We start from the raw sequence: 15,325 nt of genomic DNA on the forward strand, positions 1-15,325 counted from the left end.
CCCCGACCCAACCGCCCACTCGACCTCTCAGCAAACCCACAACACCCCAGGTCAGCAAGCACTCGGCACACCAACAAACCCCCCTCCGAGCGTTAACGACATACCCCAGCCACCGTGGCTGTAGTGAGGCGTGTCGGCGAGCGTGTAGATCCAGCGGTTGGGGTGCGGGCCGCCGCCGCCGGTGGGGTCACCCTCGTACCGGCAGGTGAACCAGTTGACGGTCCCGCCAAGGTAGCCGACGGTCTGCCCGGCCCACTCCACGCGGATCCCCGGCCTGTTCCTGCAATACCAGTGGCCGTCGACGCCGTCAAAGTTGCAGGAGGACGCCGCCTGGTTGCTCCCGGCGGGCTGCGCGACAGCGGCACTCGTCATGGTGCCGACGAGGGCGAACGCGCAAGCCAGGGCCCCCGCGAGGCGCCTTGCGCGGGGTGAGGACAAAGTGGACTTCTTCATGGGCACATCCCGGAAGTCGGTGACCTGTGGAGTGCTCCCAACCTCACAGACCCGAGGGCGAAACGCCATCAATTCGAGCAGGGTCGAAAGGGGTGTCGTGTGTCTTGACGGCCCCGTGCGCCCCCAGTTCACTCACGGCTGCCAAGGGGGAAGCTCCATGCGTTCCGTACGAAGAACCGCCCTGCTCGCCTCCGCCGCACTGCTGACGGCCCTGTTGCCCGTCCTGGACGCCTGCCTGGACCCGGCGGGTCGCGTCCCGAGAACTCATCCGGCATCTCAGCCGCGCTGAAGCGGATCTCTGTGAGGACGTTCCAGAGCCTTCCCCGCTGCTTTCCTCACCGGACGCGGCTGCGGAGTGGGAGCAGCAGCAGGACCTCCTGCGGCTGCTGGCCGATCTCCCTCCCCGCCAGCGGCAGATCATGGCCTGGAAGTATGACGGTCACTCGCCTACGGAGAATGACCGAAGAGCTGGGCATCAGTCCTGAAACCGTGCGCTCCAGCCTCCGTAAAGCCAGCTCAACCGCTACTTCGAGCAGCCGGTCCTGACCGGCTACTACCTGACCGCGGAGCGCCTAACCCAAGACCTGGGCGAGGATCCCGAGAGCGAGATGCGCCGCCGCATCATCGACCAAGTCCTGAAAGCCAGTGCCCGGATGAACAACGGCGCCACCGGAGAAGAACCACCGCCACCGGCCAAGCCGAAGGCGAAGAAGAAGCGCACCACGGCGTCCTAGTCGCTGCTGATCAGCTGCGCGCTGCCGGCGCCGAGCTGAAGGGTCCCGGAGCAGGGCGTTTTCTCGCGGTAGACGGCTCCTGGGATGCGGGCGGCGGAACGCGTCAGCAGCTCAACCACCTGATCGTGGTCAGCATCGGAGCGGGCGTCCAAGACGAGCCGGTCCGGGCGTGTGGCGTGGCCGGTGGCCCAGGCAGGACTGAGGTCAAAGCGGTACCACAGTGGCATGGAGCGCATGAGGAGTGCGCTGCGCAGCGGGGTGCTGGCGGTGTAGGCCCAGCATGCATGGTGCGCGGCTTCTTCGTCTGTGAGGCCGTTGTGCCGCCACAGCGGTGAACGCCCATCCTTTTGATGCCAGCCGGTCTCCTGCCGGAAGACCATGCGGGCGGTATCCATATCGTGCCAGCGCTGCGCGTCCACAAGGTCGAGGCGCGCCTCTGTGGGGAGGTGGGTCAGGCGCACCCGCCGGCAGCTGAGGTCGATCAGCCGGAGGCCGGGGATGCCGCACACGCCGTGGTCTTCGTGGAGAAAGGGCATGATGCGGCTGGCGACACGGCAGGCCGTGTTGGTGTGGATCTCCAGGCGGTCAGGCTGGTGGCAGATGGCGTTCAGGTAGCCGCTGATGCTGGCCATCGCGCTCTTTCGCGGCTGTTCCAGGGGGTGCGGGTGCTGAGGGTTGCTCATCAGGCACTCGAAGAGGAGGGCCTGGAAGGCCAGTTGTCCGTGGTCGGTGGGGTCCAGGGTGGGGCGGCCGCCCTTCTGGAGTCGTCCCAGATACAGAAGGCGCGCGAGTTCCTTGCTGATCCGCTTGTCGGTCGTGTGCGGCATGAGGTTCCTGCTCCGGCTGCTCCCGGGCGGCAGCCGTGGAGGAATGCCTGCACGGACACCGAGAAAAGCGTCTTGCGGGACCGGGCATCCCACCCTTGAGACTCCTGCGACGCCGCCCGGGCGGATCGCTCACCTCCAGGCCGTCCCTGGCCTGTCAGGGGGACAGTAGCGAACCGCGCGCGGCAGACTACGCGACGCGCCGGGCGACACTCGACACCACGTCTTCCAGCGGCACGGTACGGGCCGCCCTACGAACGGGACGACTACTGAATTGCTTCACGGGATGAGGCGGTGCCATATGAAGACGCAACTCTCCAGGCTCGCGAGCGACGGCCGACGCAGCACGGACCGGATCCGCTCGGGCCCCACCAGGACGACGGGCATCCGTCGCTCACGCTCCTGGAACAGGCTCCACACCCCGTAGACGTACTGCAGGGCCTCGGTCCGCAGCAGATGGGCATCGCGTACGACCACCACCGGCCAGGAGCGCCGCGCGAGTTCGTTCTCGACAGCCCGCTGTGCGTCGGCCAGCCGTCGCGGCCGGGCACCGAGGTGCAGAGCGACGTGGAACGCGTCCAGGAGCGCCGCAAGGTTGCCCGGCGCGACGGTCGTGACCACGACGGGGTCGGCTTCGTCGCAGCGGCCGAGGGTGGCCTCCACCACCGCTTCGCCCTGGACGTCCTCCGGCGCGATGACGCACAGCAGCGCGCGGGTCTCCAGGATGTGGCCCAGGTTCTCGGCAAGTGCGGCGAACGCTTCGTCGGACACGGCCGTGGCGACCTCGCCCATGGCCCCTCCTCTGGAGTTGCGTACGGGACGCCGCCAGTCCAGCACGTTCACGGACGGCGGCGCAGACATCAACGTCATCACGGCGCAGATTGACCGGCCCTGTTCGGATGTGAGCGGCTGTGCCGGATCAGCGAAGCTCGGAACCCGGGCGACGGTTGCCGCGGCAGTCGTAGACCGCGAGTGACAGATCCTTCACCGCGGCCCGAGCACGTTCGGCGTCCAGGCCGTCGTCAAGCGCCTCCAACGCGGCGGCCGCCGACACCCGAACGGAACGGGGCAGGCCGTCATAGGCGGAGAGCCGGTACGCGACGGTGCGGCGGGCCTCCTGTTCCTCATCGCTCGCCCCGTCAGAGGTCAGCGGGAAGACCGCGGCCTCGTACATCGCGATGCTCAACAGGACCGTGTCGGCGATCCCTTCCGCATAGCCGTCGCCGCTGACGGCCTGGACGGAAGTCACCGCGGGCCGGGGCCGGGCAAGCATGCCGAATCCCGCGCCCAGGCCGGTGGTAGTCGCGCCCACCACGGCCCCCGACCAGCCGTCCAGGACAAAGCCGAAGCAGGCTCCGCTACTCACCACGCACACCAGCAGCGCGACGGTCATCACGTACACACGGGTGCCGAGCGGGGACGTCATGGCCAGCAGTATGCACACGCCCTCGGGGGCTGAGGCCGGGGCCTCGTGAACCTGGGATGGCACCGCTGACCAGGGCCCTGTTGTCAGTGGTGCCCGGGACACTGGTCTCAAGCCTCAGCGCCGGAGCCTGAGGGTCAGCGTTCCCGGACTCGAAGGATTGGTACATGCTCACCGAAGCACTCATGGCCGTGGCCGGAGCGGGAGCGGGCGGTGCCGCCGTCGTCCAAGCCGCCGGCACCGACGCATGGACCGGCCTGCGGCAACGCGTAGCCCGTCTCCTGGGGCGCGGAGACACTCGCCGGAGCCGATGCTGGCCACCCCAGTGCCTGATCCCGACCTGCAGCCGGGCTGGGCCGGCGAGCCGAAGTGGGACGGTTCTCCGGACAGTTGAAGTTGTCTCATCTGAGTGACATCGCTGTATCTCCCCGCGCGTCTGCGAGCGGCACCGGAAGACTGCACGATGCCGGAGTGATGACGCATGCTTGTGGGGTCACATGCAGTTGTTCTTCACCGACCAGCGGAAGGTCTGGAAGGTCGGCCAGGTCGCTGGCTTGAATCAGGCGGAGCTGTCAGCTCTGTTCTCGCGGCGGCTCCTGCCTACGGGTACGCCGATCTTGCTGGATGAGGCGATGCGCCCGGTCGAGCCGATGTCGTCGTGGTTCCGGTCGCTGGCGCTGGAACGCAAAGCCGCCAAGACGATGCGGTCGTACGCGGATCTGTGCCTTCGCCTCCGTGGGCCGCCCCCTTTCTGCACGCTGATCCCGTGCTGCCGACGGAAATGGCGGCGCGGAGGGCCGTCCGGTGCGATCCTGACGCGACGCCCGCCCCTGATTGGCGCAGGGGCGGGCGTCGTGTCGGGGTCCCGGTCAGCCGGCGCAGAGGGTCAGGTCGACCGTAGCGCCGCTCTTGACGGTCTTCGGGGCGTGCGGGGACACGCCGATCACTGAGCCCGGCTTGCAGCCCTTGACGACTCCCTTGGTGATGGCGCCGGTCTTCAGCTGCGCCTTGAGGAGCGCCTGCTTGGCGAACGTCAGGTCCAGGTTGGCGAAGTCGATCGGAATGGTCGTGCCGTCGGGGGTGATGTAGAGCACGGTGGTGGCGTCGCTGTTGGTGGCCGTGCTGGTGGCCGCCGGGGTCGAGCGGGCGCTGTCCGCGGACGAGGTGGCCAGGGCCGTGCCCCCGCCCGCGGCAATGAGGGCGGCGGCGACAGCGGCGATACCGATGGTGCGCCTGCGCCGGGTGCGGCGCAGGATCTGGGGCGCGTCGAAGTCGGGGGCCTGGGCAGAGTTCGCGAATCGGTTCATGGCGTTGATCAGTTCCTCTTCGAAAGATGGGCAGCCGGGGGGCCGCGCGTCGTCGTGCGAGGTCATCGGATTCCTTCCCGGTGCCGCTGTGGTGAAGGGGTGGAGAGTGCGGGGATCTGGTCTCTGAGCTTTTCGATCCCGCGAGCGAGTTGAGAGCGCACCGTGCTGGGCGATATGCCCAGGTCGGCTGCGATCTCGGTGTCGGAGAGGTCGTGGAAGTACCGCAGCACCACGACCGTGCGCATCCGCATGGGCAGTTGCTGCAGAGCGCGCACCAACTGGTCCCGGTTGTCCACCTGCCCGAACTCGTCCCCCGGGGCGGCACTGTCGCCGCTCTCGGCTTCCGAGGTCACGTCCAGACGGCGGAACCTGCGCCAGCGGTCATTGGCCAGGTTCACCATGATCCGCCGCACATAGGCCTCCGGAGCGTCTTTCCCGGCGATGGTGCGCCATTTGCGGCAGGCCCGCTCCAGGGTCTCCTGGACCAGGTCTTCCGCCGCCTCACGGTTGCCCGTCAGGACGAAGGCGCCGCGGAACAGCGCGGTCGACCTCGCGGCGACGAAAGCCTGAAAGTCCGTCTCCATACGCTCCTCCCTTCCTGTCACCCCTCCTCGACGTGAGCACTGCCTCATCTGCTGCACGGTCGTACTGAGACCTGAGTCACAGGTGTCGATACCGTCCGGCGTCAACGGGAGGGACGGCATTGATGAGTCCAGCGGACAGCGGCCCGCATGAGGCCCCTGCTCCAGGTCTGCCGCTGACTGGTCTCGACCCCGTACAGGATGGTCCAGCAGGAGCGCCACCACGCGCGCAACGACCGACGGACCGAGGTCTGGCTGTGCGCCGATCCCAATCGCCGGCTATACGCCATCGCCGCCCGCGCCGGGCTGCGCCCCGAGCAGATCCTCGCCCAACTCGCCAACCACGCCCGGTGCAACGACGACGGCACCCACCAACGGGCCGTTCGGCTGGGTGGCGTTGACCTCTCTAGCTAATGCGGCTAGTCTACGGCTAACGACATTAGCTACTTGGAGGATGACATGACCGAGCACCTGAGAATCGGCAAGAACACCATCGCCTTCGACGTGACCGGGGAAGGTCCCCTCATCGTGCTGGCGCACGGCATCGGCGACAGCCGGCACTCCTACCGCTTCCTCGTTCCCGGCCTGGTGGCCGCCGGTTACCGGGTCGCGAACGTCGACATCCGCGGGTGCGGTGAGTCCAGCCTCGGCTGGGACGGTTACAGTCGCACCGACATCGCTGGAGATCTGGTCGCCGTCGTGCGTCACCTCGGCGGCCCGGCCGCGATCATCGGGCAGTCGATCAGCGGCGGCGCCGCGACCATCGCGGCCGCCACCGCGCCCGACGTGATCAGCGCAGTGATCGAGCTGGCTCCGTTTACCCGTGCGCAGCCGGTCGACCTGGGCGGGCTCATCCGGGTCAAGCGCTTCCGGACCGGCTACATGCGGATGGCGCTGTTCATCGTCCGGGGACGCCTGGCGGACTGGAAGAAGTACCTCGACGTGGCCTACCCGGCCAAGCCCGCCGACTGGGACAGCGAACTGGCCCGCATAGAGGCCACGCTGAGTGAGCCCGGCCGGATGAAGGCCCTGCAGGACATGTGCAAGTCCAAGCCCACCGACGCCGGCGCCCAGCTCGCCCACGTCACCTGCCCGATCCTGATCGTCGAAGGCAGCCTGGACCCCGACTGGGCCGACCCCCGCGCCGAAGGGGAGAAGATCATCGCCGACCTGCCCGCCGGCCTCGGTGAACTGGCCGTGATCGACGGCGCCGGCCACTACCCGCATGCCCAGACCCCCGACCAGGTCCTCGCGCTGGCCCTGCCGTTCCTGGCCAAGGCGGCCGGCCGTGCCTAGGGCCGGACTCACCGCCGCAACGGTCACCGAAGCCGCCGCCGACCTCGTCGACGAGGTCGGATTCGACCAGCTCGGCATGGGCCTGGTCGCCGAACGGCTCGGAGTCAAAACCCCCTCCCTGTACAAGCACGTCACCGGCCAGACCGAGCTTGCCCACCGGATCGCCATCCTGGCCATGAACCAGTGCGCCGATGCCATCCGGGACGCCATCCAGGGCCGGTCCGGCACCGAAGCCCTGGTCCGCGGCGCACAGGCGATGCGGACGTTCGTCAAGGACCACCATGGCCGGTACGCCGCAGCCAACGCCGCCCGCCCGACCGGACCCGACGACCCCCTCATCGACGCCCTCAACCGGGTGGTCGACTCCTGGGCGGCCATGCTCCACGGCTACCGGATCGACCCCGACCAGCAGATCCACGCGCTGCGGATGCTGCGCACCGTCCTGCACGGATACGCATCCCTGGAAGCAGCCGGCGGGTTCCAGTTCGCCACCGACATCGACGACAGCTTCACCTGGATGATCGACTTCATCGACCACGGCCTGCAGGAGACCACGGTCACCAGCACCCACAGCGCCCACTCCCGCACGGCCGAGCCGCTCTGACCCTGTGGACTGGGATCCACGCAGTTCCCCGGCCCCATCGGGCCACCGGTGGACCACCGGCTCGCCCCCCGCCTGTCCCTTCCGCACCAGCCAGAAGTGGAATCCATCATGAAGCCGGTTCTCACCGCCGTGATTGACATCGACGCCACCCCGCAAGCGGTGTGGGACGTCCTCACCGACTTCGCCGCCTACGGCGAGTGGAGCACCTTCTCCGCAGCCGAGGGAACCGCTCACGTGGGAAGCCGGCTCACGATGCGCATGCCGGGCATGACCTTCAGGCCGACGGTCACCGTAGCGACGCCTGGCCAGGAACTGCGGTGGGTCGGCACGCTCGGCACCAAGCAGCTGTTCCACGGCCAGCACTCCTTCGTCCTTTCCCCCAACCACGACGGCACCACCCGCCTGACCAACCACGAGGAATTCTCCGGCGCCCTGGTCACCCTGATCCGGCCCTTCCTCAGAACACCCAAAAAAGACGGGTACGCCACGTTCAACGCCGGCCTCAAACAGCGGGTCGAAGGCCGCACCGAGCGCAGGCCGGGTGCATGACGTGCCGGTGGCCGGGGCGGTAGCGGGAATCGGGATGGCCGCCACGATGCCCTTCACGTGGAAGAAGACCGCCAAGTCACCACACCCCCACGCGCAGGCCGCACGAACGCCTGCTGCCTCAACCGGCTGAACGGTCGGCGCCTCAACGTCCAGCCGGCAGGGGTTCTGCGGGTTCTCTGGACACTTGAAGTTGTCTCATCTGAGTGACATCGCTGTATCTCCCCGCGCGTCTGCGAGCGGCACCGGAAGACTGCACGATGCCGGAGTGATGACGCATGCTTGTGGGGTCACATGCAGTTGTTCTTCACCGACCAGCGGAAGGTCTGGAAGGTCGGCCAGGTCGCTGGCTTGAATCAGGCGGAGCTGTCAGCTCTGTTCTCGCGGCGGCTCCTGCCTACGGGTACGCCGATCTTGCTGGATGAGGCGATGCGCCCGGTCGAGCCGATGTCGTCGTGGTTCCGGTCGCTGGCGCTGGAACGCAAAGCCGCCAAGACGATGCGGTCGTACGCGTACTCCGTACTGATGCTGCTGCACTTCCTGCTGGCCCGGCAGGCGGATCTACAGTCGGCCACGGAGGGGGATCTTCGGGAGTTTCGTCTGTGGCGGCAGGACGAGGCCGAGGAGGTCGTCGATGACGCCGCCTGGGACCGGGACTGGGCCGCGATCGAGTCGCTGTATGTGTATCTGGTCCGGATCGGTGCCGTCGCCCGGCAGCCGTGGCGGGCCACACCGCAACGTTCCAGCCTCGCCAGCAGAATCCGCCCTGATCTACGGGTGCGGCACATGGGGCTTGAGCAGTACCTCTACCTGCGGGACGTGGGTTTTGGAGGACTGGCTGCGGACGCCGGACTGGATGAGTCCTTCCGGGGCTGGCGGCCGCACCGGAATCGGGCCGCCTGTGAACTGGCGCTGATGACGGGGATGCGGATCCAGGAGTGGTCGACCCTGCTGCTGCCTGAGCTCGGACTGCTGGACGGCCGGCAGCCGGCGTTCGCGGACGTTGACCTGAAAGCCTGCGCCAAGTTCGGCCGGCCGCGTTCGGTCTATGTCGCACCGGACGCGATGGAACTGCTCGCTCCCTACCTGCTGCTGGAGCGTCCGGAGATCGTGGCGAAGGCCCAGCGTTCGCTTCGACGGCGTCACCGGGAACTGTTCGTGGTCCAGTGCCTGGAGGCTGACGGCACCAGGGTCCGCGGGATGCTCGACGGGCTCACGATCACGCGGACGGTCAAGAACATGAAGCCGGACCTGCGGCGTGTGGCGGTGCTGGAATCCGGTGACGGACTGGAGCCGCTCGCGCTGTTCATCGGCCAGAGCGGCAAGATGCTCACACTCTGGGCCTGGGACAAGATCCGCTGGCGGGCCTGGGACCGGCTCCAGGCATGGGCCGGCCACTGGCAGGCGCCGGTGCTGCCCAGGCGGTGCTGGGTTTATCACGACCTTCGGCACACCTTCGCCCTGCGGCTTTTGGTCTTCCTGACGCGCGAGGCCCTCAACGACGCCAAGGCCCAGGGTCTGCCGATGTCCACGCTGCTGGACCACATGAGCGGCAATCCGCTGCTGGTGGTCCAGCGCCGCCTCGGGCATGCGCACACGTCGACCACCTACCGCTACATCCGCTACCTGAAGGACCCGATGCGGGAGGTGGGTGACGCGTTCCGCGCGTGGACGGCTGCGGGTGGCGCCTCCTACGTCACGATCGCCCGCAGCCTGATGGAGCTGGAGGACGCCGGTCATGCCCCGCCGCGGCCACTACACCCGTGATTTTCCTCCTCCGGTTCCTCGCCCCGCGGCGCCGGCCCGGGTCGGCCTTCGCCAGGTGTCGACCATCGATGGTCAGGGTCGGACCCGGACCGTGACGTTCGATCCGGCACGCTTCTGCTGCACCAGGCTGGCCGGGGAACTCGCGGACGAGTGGGTGGAGTTGGTGGAGGACGCCGGTTACGGTCCGACCTCGGCAACGCACTACCGGCAGACGGTCGAGGCGTTCTGCACCCACGTCGATGCCACCGTCCCCCGGCCGCACCGGGCGAGTCTGGCGGCCACGGATCCGGACCTGCATCACGCGGTGACGGAATGGGTGCGCCTGCTGCCCTCTCGGCACCGGCCTGGCTCTCGCAGTCCGGGCCTGGCATGCGGGCCGGCTGCGGACCTTGATCGGACGGCGCTCGCTGCACGCCGAGCGTGCGGTGGCCGGACACTTGCACGGTGGCTTGAAGGCGCCCTGGGAGTACGCCGGGGAGAGACCAGCGAGCTGGACGAGTTCTCCCGGGCCGACAGGAAGAAGATCGTTCAGGCTGCGAGCGGGCTGCGGTCGGTGTGGGGGAAGCCGCGGTTGTTCTCCTGCGCGGGGTGGCGGGTCTCCCACATGCAGGTGTGGCGTGCCAGGAGGCCGGGGCCGTCCGGCGAGGCCCACAGCGTGCTGGTCATTGGCTCCGGCGGCGTGGCCGGCTCAGTCTCCTTCTTGCGGCGACTCCGGCTACGCCCCACGCCGCTCATGCTCCAGCGCCAGTAGTCCTCGGCTTCCTCGAGGAGCAGGACCCGCTGTCCGCTGTGTGCCCAGGTCGCCGCGATCCCGCCGACCAGGTGGTAGAGGTTGCCCGAGCGCTCAGCCAGGAACCGCAGGACATGAGGTGCGGGCGGCGCATCGCCGGTCGCCGCGCGGCGTAGAGCCTCGGTGTACTTGGCCCCGCTCCGGCTCGCCCTGCGTGCGGACTGCGCGGCGGTGGACTGGTTCTTCGGCATGACGTACTCCTTGGCCGGGCCGGGCCACGCCCCCGACACCAGCTCGTACGACTGCCGTGGACACGACGGAACGCAGAACGGGAAGGAGCGGGCCCCGCAGGACCTTGACCCCCGCGTCCGGCGGCGTGGCTCCGGAAGCAGGCGGTGATCGGCAGTACGCGCTAGCCGGGCAGGATGCTAACCGGCGTGAGCGCACCGGCCGAAGCCACAAGCCGCCGAATTCCCTCGAACGGGCGAGGTCCCCGGTCCTTTACCCGCTGCCGGAGCCCATGCTGAGCATTCCCGTACCCACGCCGTGCAGCCGGGCTGGGCGGGCGGCCATCTGTCCGGGTGGCCGCCCGCGCGTTGTCACAGGCTGAGGTAGAAGCGCACGGTCGTGCCGTCGTCGCCGGTGTGCACGCGCACCAGGTCGGCCACGTAGTGGACCAGCATCAGGCCCCGGCCGCCCAACTGGTCGCGCTCTGGGGGGCGGCGGCCGGCCAGCGGATCGGCCAGCCGGCCCGCGTCGCGGACCTCACACACCAGCTGCCCGTGCTCCGCCCAGACCGCGAGTGTCCCGGCGCCTCCGCCGTGGACGACGCTGTTGGTCGTCAGCTCCGCGACTGCCAGCTCCATATCCATCAGCCGGTCCCCGGCCATGCCCAAGCGCATCGCCTGAGCGAGAGCGAACTGGCGGACCGCCGGAAGGTCCTCACCACCGTAGGAGAAGGCCGCGGCGTCCGGTGCAGGCACGAGCGCCTGGTTGTAGCGATCGACGACCGCCTGCCAGTCGTAGACGTCGCTGACCGACTCACGTCCGTCCCCGCTGATGAGGGTCGGGTGGGTCACCCGTGCATCGGCGATCACCTGCGGATCCAGCCTCTCCTCGTCGTAGGGGCACAGGATCGTCACCGCCCTGCCCTCGAACGCGGCGTTGATCAGGGCCTCGTGCTGAGCGCACGCCGGGTACTCCACCGCGCTGCGTCCGGTCCAGATCGGCTCGCCGATGATCCGCACCCGGTCCTTCGGGTGGGCGTCGGCGAATCCGCGCAGCACCTTGGGGATGATCCGCCCCGGGTTGCGGCCGGCCTCGGTCATGTCCAGGAACAGGATGCTTTCGGCGTCCCCGCCCAGACCTGCTTTGATCAGTTCCAGGTTGGGGCCGGGCACCGCCACGGCCATCGGCTCGCCGTTGGTCAGGCCCTCGCGTAGGAAGGTCACCGTCTGCTGCGTGTACTCCTGCTCGGTGCGGTAGAAGAGGGCAGGGTGCACGAACGCCTCGTGGGTGGTCACCGTGCTCATCACAGAGCCACCTCGATCCGGTCCAGGCCCGGCCAGAACATCTCCAGAACCCGCGGCAGCTGCGGCGGGGGATTCTCGACCACAACCCTCCCGTCGGGCAGGTTCATGGCGGTGATAGCCAGCGCGGTCACCCCGGCCACGTCGACGAACGCCACATCCGACAGCTCCACGTACGACACGCCCGCGTGCCGCCGGGCCAGCTCGGACAGGGCCTGCTCCCACGACGGGCGAGTGAGGACGCTGATCTCACCGCGGGCACGTATCCCGGAACGACCGGGCAACGGGCTCACCTCCAACGCGGCCCTCCCGGGCGCTACCGGGGCGGGCCCGCCCACCGCATGTGGGGCATCCACGCTCGGACTCCTTCACATCAGGCCGCCTGCCGACCGTCCCGGCACGGGCAGAGGAAAAGCTCCCGCCGACGGGGCAGTGTATCCAGGCCGCAGACACGCCTATAGGTTCTGTAAGTGGGAGCGAGCATGATCGAGGTTTCGGATAGTGCTCGGGGATCGCAAAGGGGCAGGGTCCCCTCTCGCCCCAGTCGCGCAACAGTCAGACGCAACTTGGCGCGGTTCGGGTTCGAGGCTGGAAGGCCGCGCGGCTGCACGGGCATCGATGCCGCAGTCACTCATCTGGCTGTGTGCGTGAGTAGTGACACCGCTTGTCGGTCAGTGAGGACACCGCCTGGTCTCACCGGGGAGCGGTATCGCTGAGTCTCTCAGCGACAAAGCCACTCATCCCAGCGCCGCCCGCATGTGCCCGCGTAGAGCTATGTACGCACTCCCAAGGTGTCTGCGTGGGAATGCCCTGCAAGTAGCTGGTGACTCGTCCCCAGTGGGGTTGGGAAGCAAGCCCCCCGCGGGTGTCCTCCGGAAAGCAACTGCCGGGGGACTCACGCGTAGTGACGCGCTGGAATCGGATGGATGCTGACAGGGAACCGGGGCAGGCGTGTGAGAGTGCCCCTGTCCGCTGTCTTTCTCGGTGATTGCCTTGGCCTCATCCGTCCATCCCCGTCCGCAGTCCACATCGGCGTCGGCCGATGAGCTGGTGGAAGAGCTGGAACGGTTGCGGGCGCAGAACCGGCAACTGCAGCAGGCCCTCGCCTCGCACACCGTCATCGACCAGGCCATCGGCGTCCTGACCGTCCTAGGACAGATACCCCCGTGCGACGGCTTCACGGTGCTGCGGGAGGTCTCCCAGCACACCAACATCAAACTGACCCAGGTCGCTGAACAGGTCCTCAAACACGGCCAGGGCGCGGCGCTGCCCGATGTCCTTCTCGGGGAACTGCACGCAGCGCTGGCCCGCCACGCCGCCTCACGCCCTGTCTGACTGGGGGCGGCCCGCGTCGTCTACAGGGGCGGGCGTCCGGTGATAGCGCCGCCAGGGTCGTCCAGGAGGGCGATGCGGGCGGTGATGCGCTTGCCGACCGGCTCCCGCTGCGCTTCGAAGCCCTGGGCGACGGCCATGACGATCTCCAGACCGTGCTGGCCCACCCGTCCCGCGTCGGCGGCCCTCGCCACCGGCAGCACCGGATCGCCGTCCCACACCACCACCTCGACCGCGTCGCTGACGATGCGCAGGTCCATCAGCACCGGGCCCGGCGCGTACTTGAGGGCGTTGGTGACCAGTTCGCTGACCACCAGCTGGGTGAGGTCCATGGCACGCTGCGAGACCGGCAGGCCGTACTCGGCCTGCACACGAGTGAGGAAGCCGACGGCGAGGTGGCGGGCACGGGCGATGGACGTACCGTCGCCTTCCAGGGCCACCGTGGTCTGCAGGGCCTGCTCATCCGGTACCGCGCTGTCCTCACCCACCGGGACGGGTTCCATCGCGGCTCGCTTCTCCTACCCCGTTCACACCCCCGCGCGTACCCGCGCATGCGTGGTACACGCTTTACGCCCTCGGTGGGAGGGCATTACCCGCTCTGTGCAGGGCAGCACTGCAGGTGAAGGTCCTGGTGTGCCAGTATCACCCACATGGCCGAGAGCGAGATGGCGGACACCGGACAAGCCGCGCAGCCGGCCCGGCTGTCGGTCGTTTCCGCCGCCACCGACGGCATCCGTGTACTCACCCTGGCGGGAGAGATCGACCTCGACACCGGCCAGGCGCTCCGCCAGGCCCTGGACGCCTCCGGGACTCCCCGCCCCCGCATCGTGGTCGATCTGAGCCGGGTCACCTTCATGGACTCCACCGGCATCAACATCCTCATCGCCGCCCACCGCACCCTCACCGCGGCCGGCGGCTGGATACGTCTGGCCGCACCCACCGAAGCCGTGATGCGCCTCCTGCAGATCGTCGGCGTCGACGCCGTCATCGACTGCCGCGAAACCTTCCACCAAGCACTCAGCGACTGACCGATCCAGGCCCTACGCTGACCGATCGGCTCAGTGCTGATGGTGCTCGCGCTTGGACAGGTAGAGGGGACTGAGCCGGCGACAGTAGCCGCGCACCAGGTCTTCAGCCTCCTGCACCGCACGCTGAGCACATGGCGCGTCCATCGGCAGACGTTGCTCAGCCTGAGCCGCGGTGGAGTCCGCGCGCCGGACCTCCCTCAGCGCCCTCCAACGGGATACCGCAACAGTGCGCGGCCTGCCCGCCAGGCACCATCGCGCGAGCAGTATCGCGGCCACCACCGACAATGCGCTGGCGGCATAGACCTCATGACCGGCCACTGGCTCCTCCTGCCGGACACCCGCATGGACCGTGCCGGATTCATGTGCCCCGGTATCGCATCGTCAACGTCACCGCTGGGCTAAGAAACCCTCACATGCCATCGCCGTGTGAGGGTGCGGTCGCCACTCAGGCGGCCAGCGGCACGCTCGCCGGGCCTGCTCAACCTTGCCCGGCAAATCGTTAAGGGGCAGCATGGTCGGGGATTCCCCTCGCGCCCGTCCACGGGCCCGACAAGACCGGTCCGGTCATCAGTCACCCGGGCGGCCGATGGCCCGGGTGGAAGGCATGGTGCGTGACGTGGACGCTGCCGGAGCCGATGCTGGCGACCCCCGTGCCTGATCCCGCTCTGCAGCCGGGCTGGGCCGGCGAGCCGAAGTGGGACGGTTCTCCAGACACCTGATGATGTCTCATCGGGCAGTCCCCGGAGCCGCCTGTCGCGACCGGGCGTATCCAGGGGCAAAGCAAGACGCGAGAGCTCCTCACTGGCCGTCTGACTCCGTCCAGGAAAGCGCGTAGTCACGGCTACCTCGTGCGACCGGCTGATGCTTGCTGAGTGTCCGCACCGGAGCTGACGTGCCGCTGGGTCTCCTGGGGGCCGTGCCAGTCCAGGCACATCACGGTGGCGTCGTCCTCGAGCCGGCCGTCGGCGGCGTCCCGGACTGCGGACGTCAGCGTCAGCGCGACCTCCCGCGGATGCAGGTCCCGGGTGCGCTCCAACAGGGCGGGCAGGTCGACCTTCTCCCCATGACGTTCGAGCCATGCCGTCGGTGAGCATGAGCAGACGGTCACCGGGCCTCAGATCGATCTCTTGAACGCGGTAGGGATGGGACGTGGTGAGTGCGGACAACCCGA

General features: G+C 68.6%; 20 protein-coding genes and 1 pseudogene. 9 read left to right on the forward strand and 12 right to left on the reverse strand.

The window, feature by feature from the left end; genetic code table 11:
• Window positions 1-51: 51 nt before the first annotated feature.
• Entirely contained in the window at window positions 52-453 is a 402-nt protein-coding gene (locus ACIRP7_RS45090; protein ID WP_403672729.1) for a hypothetical protein, read from the reverse strand.
• Window positions 454-610: 157 nt separating this feature from the next.
• Here ACIRP7_RS45090 and ACIRP7_RS45095 point away from each other — a divergent pair, with 157 nt between their 5' ends.
• Window positions 611-742, forward strand: coding sequence for a hypothetical protein (locus tag ACIRP7_RS45095; protein WP_403672732.1), 132 nt, complete (start codon window positions 611-613; stop codon window positions 740-742).
• Window positions 743-1,061: 319 nt separating this feature from the next.
• Complete coding sequence (locus ACIRP7_RS45100) at window positions 1,062-1,187, forward strand: hypothetical protein (protein WP_403672735.1); 126 nt, start codon at window positions 1,062-1,064, stop codon at window positions 1,185-1,187.
• Here ACIRP7_RS45100 and ACIRP7_RS45105 read toward each other — a convergent pair.
• The 5 genes from ACIRP7_RS45105 to ACIRP7_RS45125 form a co-directional block, all read right to left on the reverse strand.
• Window positions 1,184-2,014, reverse strand: coding sequence for a hypothetical protein (locus ACIRP7_RS45105; RefSeq protein WP_403672738.1), 831 nt, complete (start codon window positions 2,012-2,014; stop codon window positions 1,184-1,186). The two genes, ACIRP7_RS45100 and ACIRP7_RS45105, sit on opposite strands and share 4 nt — an antisense overlap.
• Before the next feature lie 276 nt (window positions 2,015-2,290).
• Complete coding sequence (locus tag ACIRP7_RS45110; RefSeq protein ID WP_403672741.1) at window positions 2,291-2,803, reverse strand: hypothetical protein; 513 nt, start codon at window positions 2,801-2,803, stop codon at window positions 2,291-2,293.
• Between the two features lie 127 nt (window positions 2,804-2,930).
• Window positions 2,931-3,437 (reverse strand): hypothetical protein, encoded by a 507-nt coding sequence (locus tag ACIRP7_RS45115; RefSeq protein WP_403672743.1) that lies wholly within the window; start codon window positions 3,435-3,437, stop codon window positions 2,931-2,933.
• 866 nt (window positions 3,438-4,303) lie between these two features.
• Window positions 4,304-4,807, reverse strand: a complete 504-nt coding sequence (locus ACIRP7_RS45120; protein WP_403672746.1) for a hypothetical protein — start codon at window positions 4,805-4,807, stop codon at window positions 4,304-4,306.
• Complete coding sequence (locus ACIRP7_RS45125) at window positions 4,804-5,325, reverse strand: SigE family RNA polymerase sigma factor (RefSeq protein ID WP_403672748.1); 522 nt, start codon at window positions 5,323-5,325, stop codon at window positions 4,804-4,806. Before ACIRP7_RS45125 ends, ACIRP7_RS45120 begins: the two co-directional genes overlap by 4 nt.
• A gap of 198 nt (window positions 5,326-5,523) precedes the next feature.
• Here ACIRP7_RS45125 and ACIRP7_RS45130 point away from each other — a divergent pair, with 198 nt between their 5' ends.
• The 5 genes from ACIRP7_RS45130 to ACIRP7_RS45150 all read left to right on the forward strand — a co-directional run bounded on the left by ACIRP7_RS45130 (window position 5,524) and on the right by ACIRP7_RS45150 (window position 9,535).
• Entirely contained in the window at window positions 5,524-5,736 is a 213-nt protein-coding gene (locus ACIRP7_RS45130) for a hypothetical protein (RefSeq protein WP_403672751.1), read from the forward strand.
• 45 nt (window positions 5,737-5,781) lie between these two features.
• Window positions 5,782-6,618: an alpha/beta fold hydrolase gene (locus ACIRP7_RS45135; RefSeq protein ID WP_403672753.1), complete on the forward strand. Its 837-nt coding sequence runs from the start codon at window positions 5,782-5,784 to the stop codon at window positions 6,616-6,618.
• Complete coding sequence (locus tag ACIRP7_RS45140) at window positions 6,611-7,222, forward strand: WHG domain-containing protein (protein ID WP_403672756.1); 612 nt, start codon at window positions 6,611-6,613, stop codon at window positions 7,220-7,222. The genes ACIRP7_RS45135 and ACIRP7_RS45140 overlap by 8 nt, the downstream gene beginning before the upstream one ends.
• Window positions 7,223-7,330: 108 nt before the next feature.
• Window positions 7,331-7,771, forward strand: coding sequence for an SRPBCC family protein (locus ACIRP7_RS45145; RefSeq protein ID WP_403672759.1), 441 nt, complete (start codon window positions 7,331-7,333; stop codon window positions 7,769-7,771).
• Window positions 7,772-8,068: 297 nt separating this feature from the next.
• Window positions 8,069-9,535: a tyrosine-type recombinase/integrase gene (locus ACIRP7_RS45150; protein WP_403672762.1), complete on the forward strand. Its 1,467-nt coding sequence runs from the start codon at window positions 8,069-8,071 to the stop codon at window positions 9,533-9,535.
• A 528-nt stretch (window positions 9,536-10,063) separates the two neighbouring features.
• Here the strand turns inward: ACIRP7_RS45150 and ACIRP7_RS45155 are convergent.
• From ACIRP7_RS45155 to ACIRP7_RS45165, 3 genes are all read right to left on the reverse strand, one after another.
• Window positions 10,064-10,516 carry a hypothetical protein gene (locus ACIRP7_RS45155; protein WP_403672765.1) on the reverse strand — a complete coding sequence of 151 codons (453 nt, stop codon included), beginning with the start codon at window positions 10,514-10,516 and terminating at the stop codon, window positions 10,064-10,066.
• A 348-nt stretch (window positions 10,517-10,864) separates the two neighbouring features.
• The gene (locus tag ACIRP7_RS45160) at window positions 10,865-11,797 is read right to left on the reverse strand and encodes an anti-sigma factor RsbA family regulatory protein (RefSeq protein ID WP_403672768.1); all 933 of its coding nucleotides are present in this window, start codon (window positions 11,795-11,797) and stop codon (window positions 10,865-10,867) included.
• Entirely contained in the window at window positions 11,797-12,132 is a 336-nt protein-coding gene (locus ACIRP7_RS45165; protein ID WP_403672780.1) for an STAS domain-containing protein, read from the reverse strand. Before ACIRP7_RS45165 ends, ACIRP7_RS45160 begins: the two co-directional genes overlap by 1 nt.
• Window positions 12,133-12,844: 712 nt before the next feature.
• Between ACIRP7_RS45165 and ACIRP7_RS45170 the strand changes: the two genes are divergently transcribed.
• Window positions 12,845-13,129 carry an ANTAR domain-containing protein gene (locus ACIRP7_RS45170; RefSeq protein WP_403672770.1) on the forward strand — a complete coding sequence of 95 codons (285 nt, stop codon included), beginning with the start codon at window positions 12,845-12,847 and terminating at the stop codon, window positions 13,127-13,129.
• A gap of 20 nt (window positions 13,130-13,149) precedes the next feature.
• Here ACIRP7_RS45170 and ACIRP7_RS45175 read toward each other — a convergent pair whose 3' ends face one another.
• The gene (locus tag ACIRP7_RS45175) at window positions 13,150-13,629 is read right to left on the reverse strand and encodes an ATP-binding protein (RefSeq protein ID WP_403672772.1); all 480 of its coding nucleotides are present in this window, start codon (window positions 13,627-13,629) and stop codon (window positions 13,150-13,152) included.
• Between the two features lie 147 nt (window positions 13,630-13,776).
• Between ACIRP7_RS45175 and ACIRP7_RS45180 the strand changes: the two genes are divergently transcribed.
• The gene (locus ACIRP7_RS45180; RefSeq protein WP_403672774.1) at window positions 13,777-14,154 is read left to right on the forward strand and encodes an STAS domain-containing protein; all 378 of its coding nucleotides are present in this window, start codon (window positions 13,777-13,779) and stop codon (window positions 14,152-14,154) included.
• 30 nt (window positions 14,155-14,184) lie between these two features.
• Here the strand turns inward: ACIRP7_RS45180 and ACIRP7_RS45185 are convergent, their stop codons facing one another.
• Together ACIRP7_RS45185 and ACIRP7_RS45190 are read right to left on the reverse strand one after the other, a co-directional pair.
• On the reverse strand, window positions 14,185-14,472 hold the full coding sequence (locus tag ACIRP7_RS45185) for a hypothetical protein (RefSeq protein WP_403672777.1): 288 nt from the start codon (window positions 14,470-14,472) through the stop codon (window positions 14,185-14,187).
• Between the two features lie 523 nt (window positions 14,473-14,995).
• Window positions 14,996-15,325, reverse strand: a pseudogene (locus ACIRP7_RS45190) (SpoIIE family protein phosphatase); the annotation flags it as partial.

Origin of the sequence: Streptomyces sp. NPDC102270 (assembly GCF_044766405.1) — a bacterium.
In the GTDB taxonomy this organism is placed as follows: Bacteria; Actinomycetota; Actinomycetes; order Streptomycetales; family Streptomycetaceae; genus Streptomyces.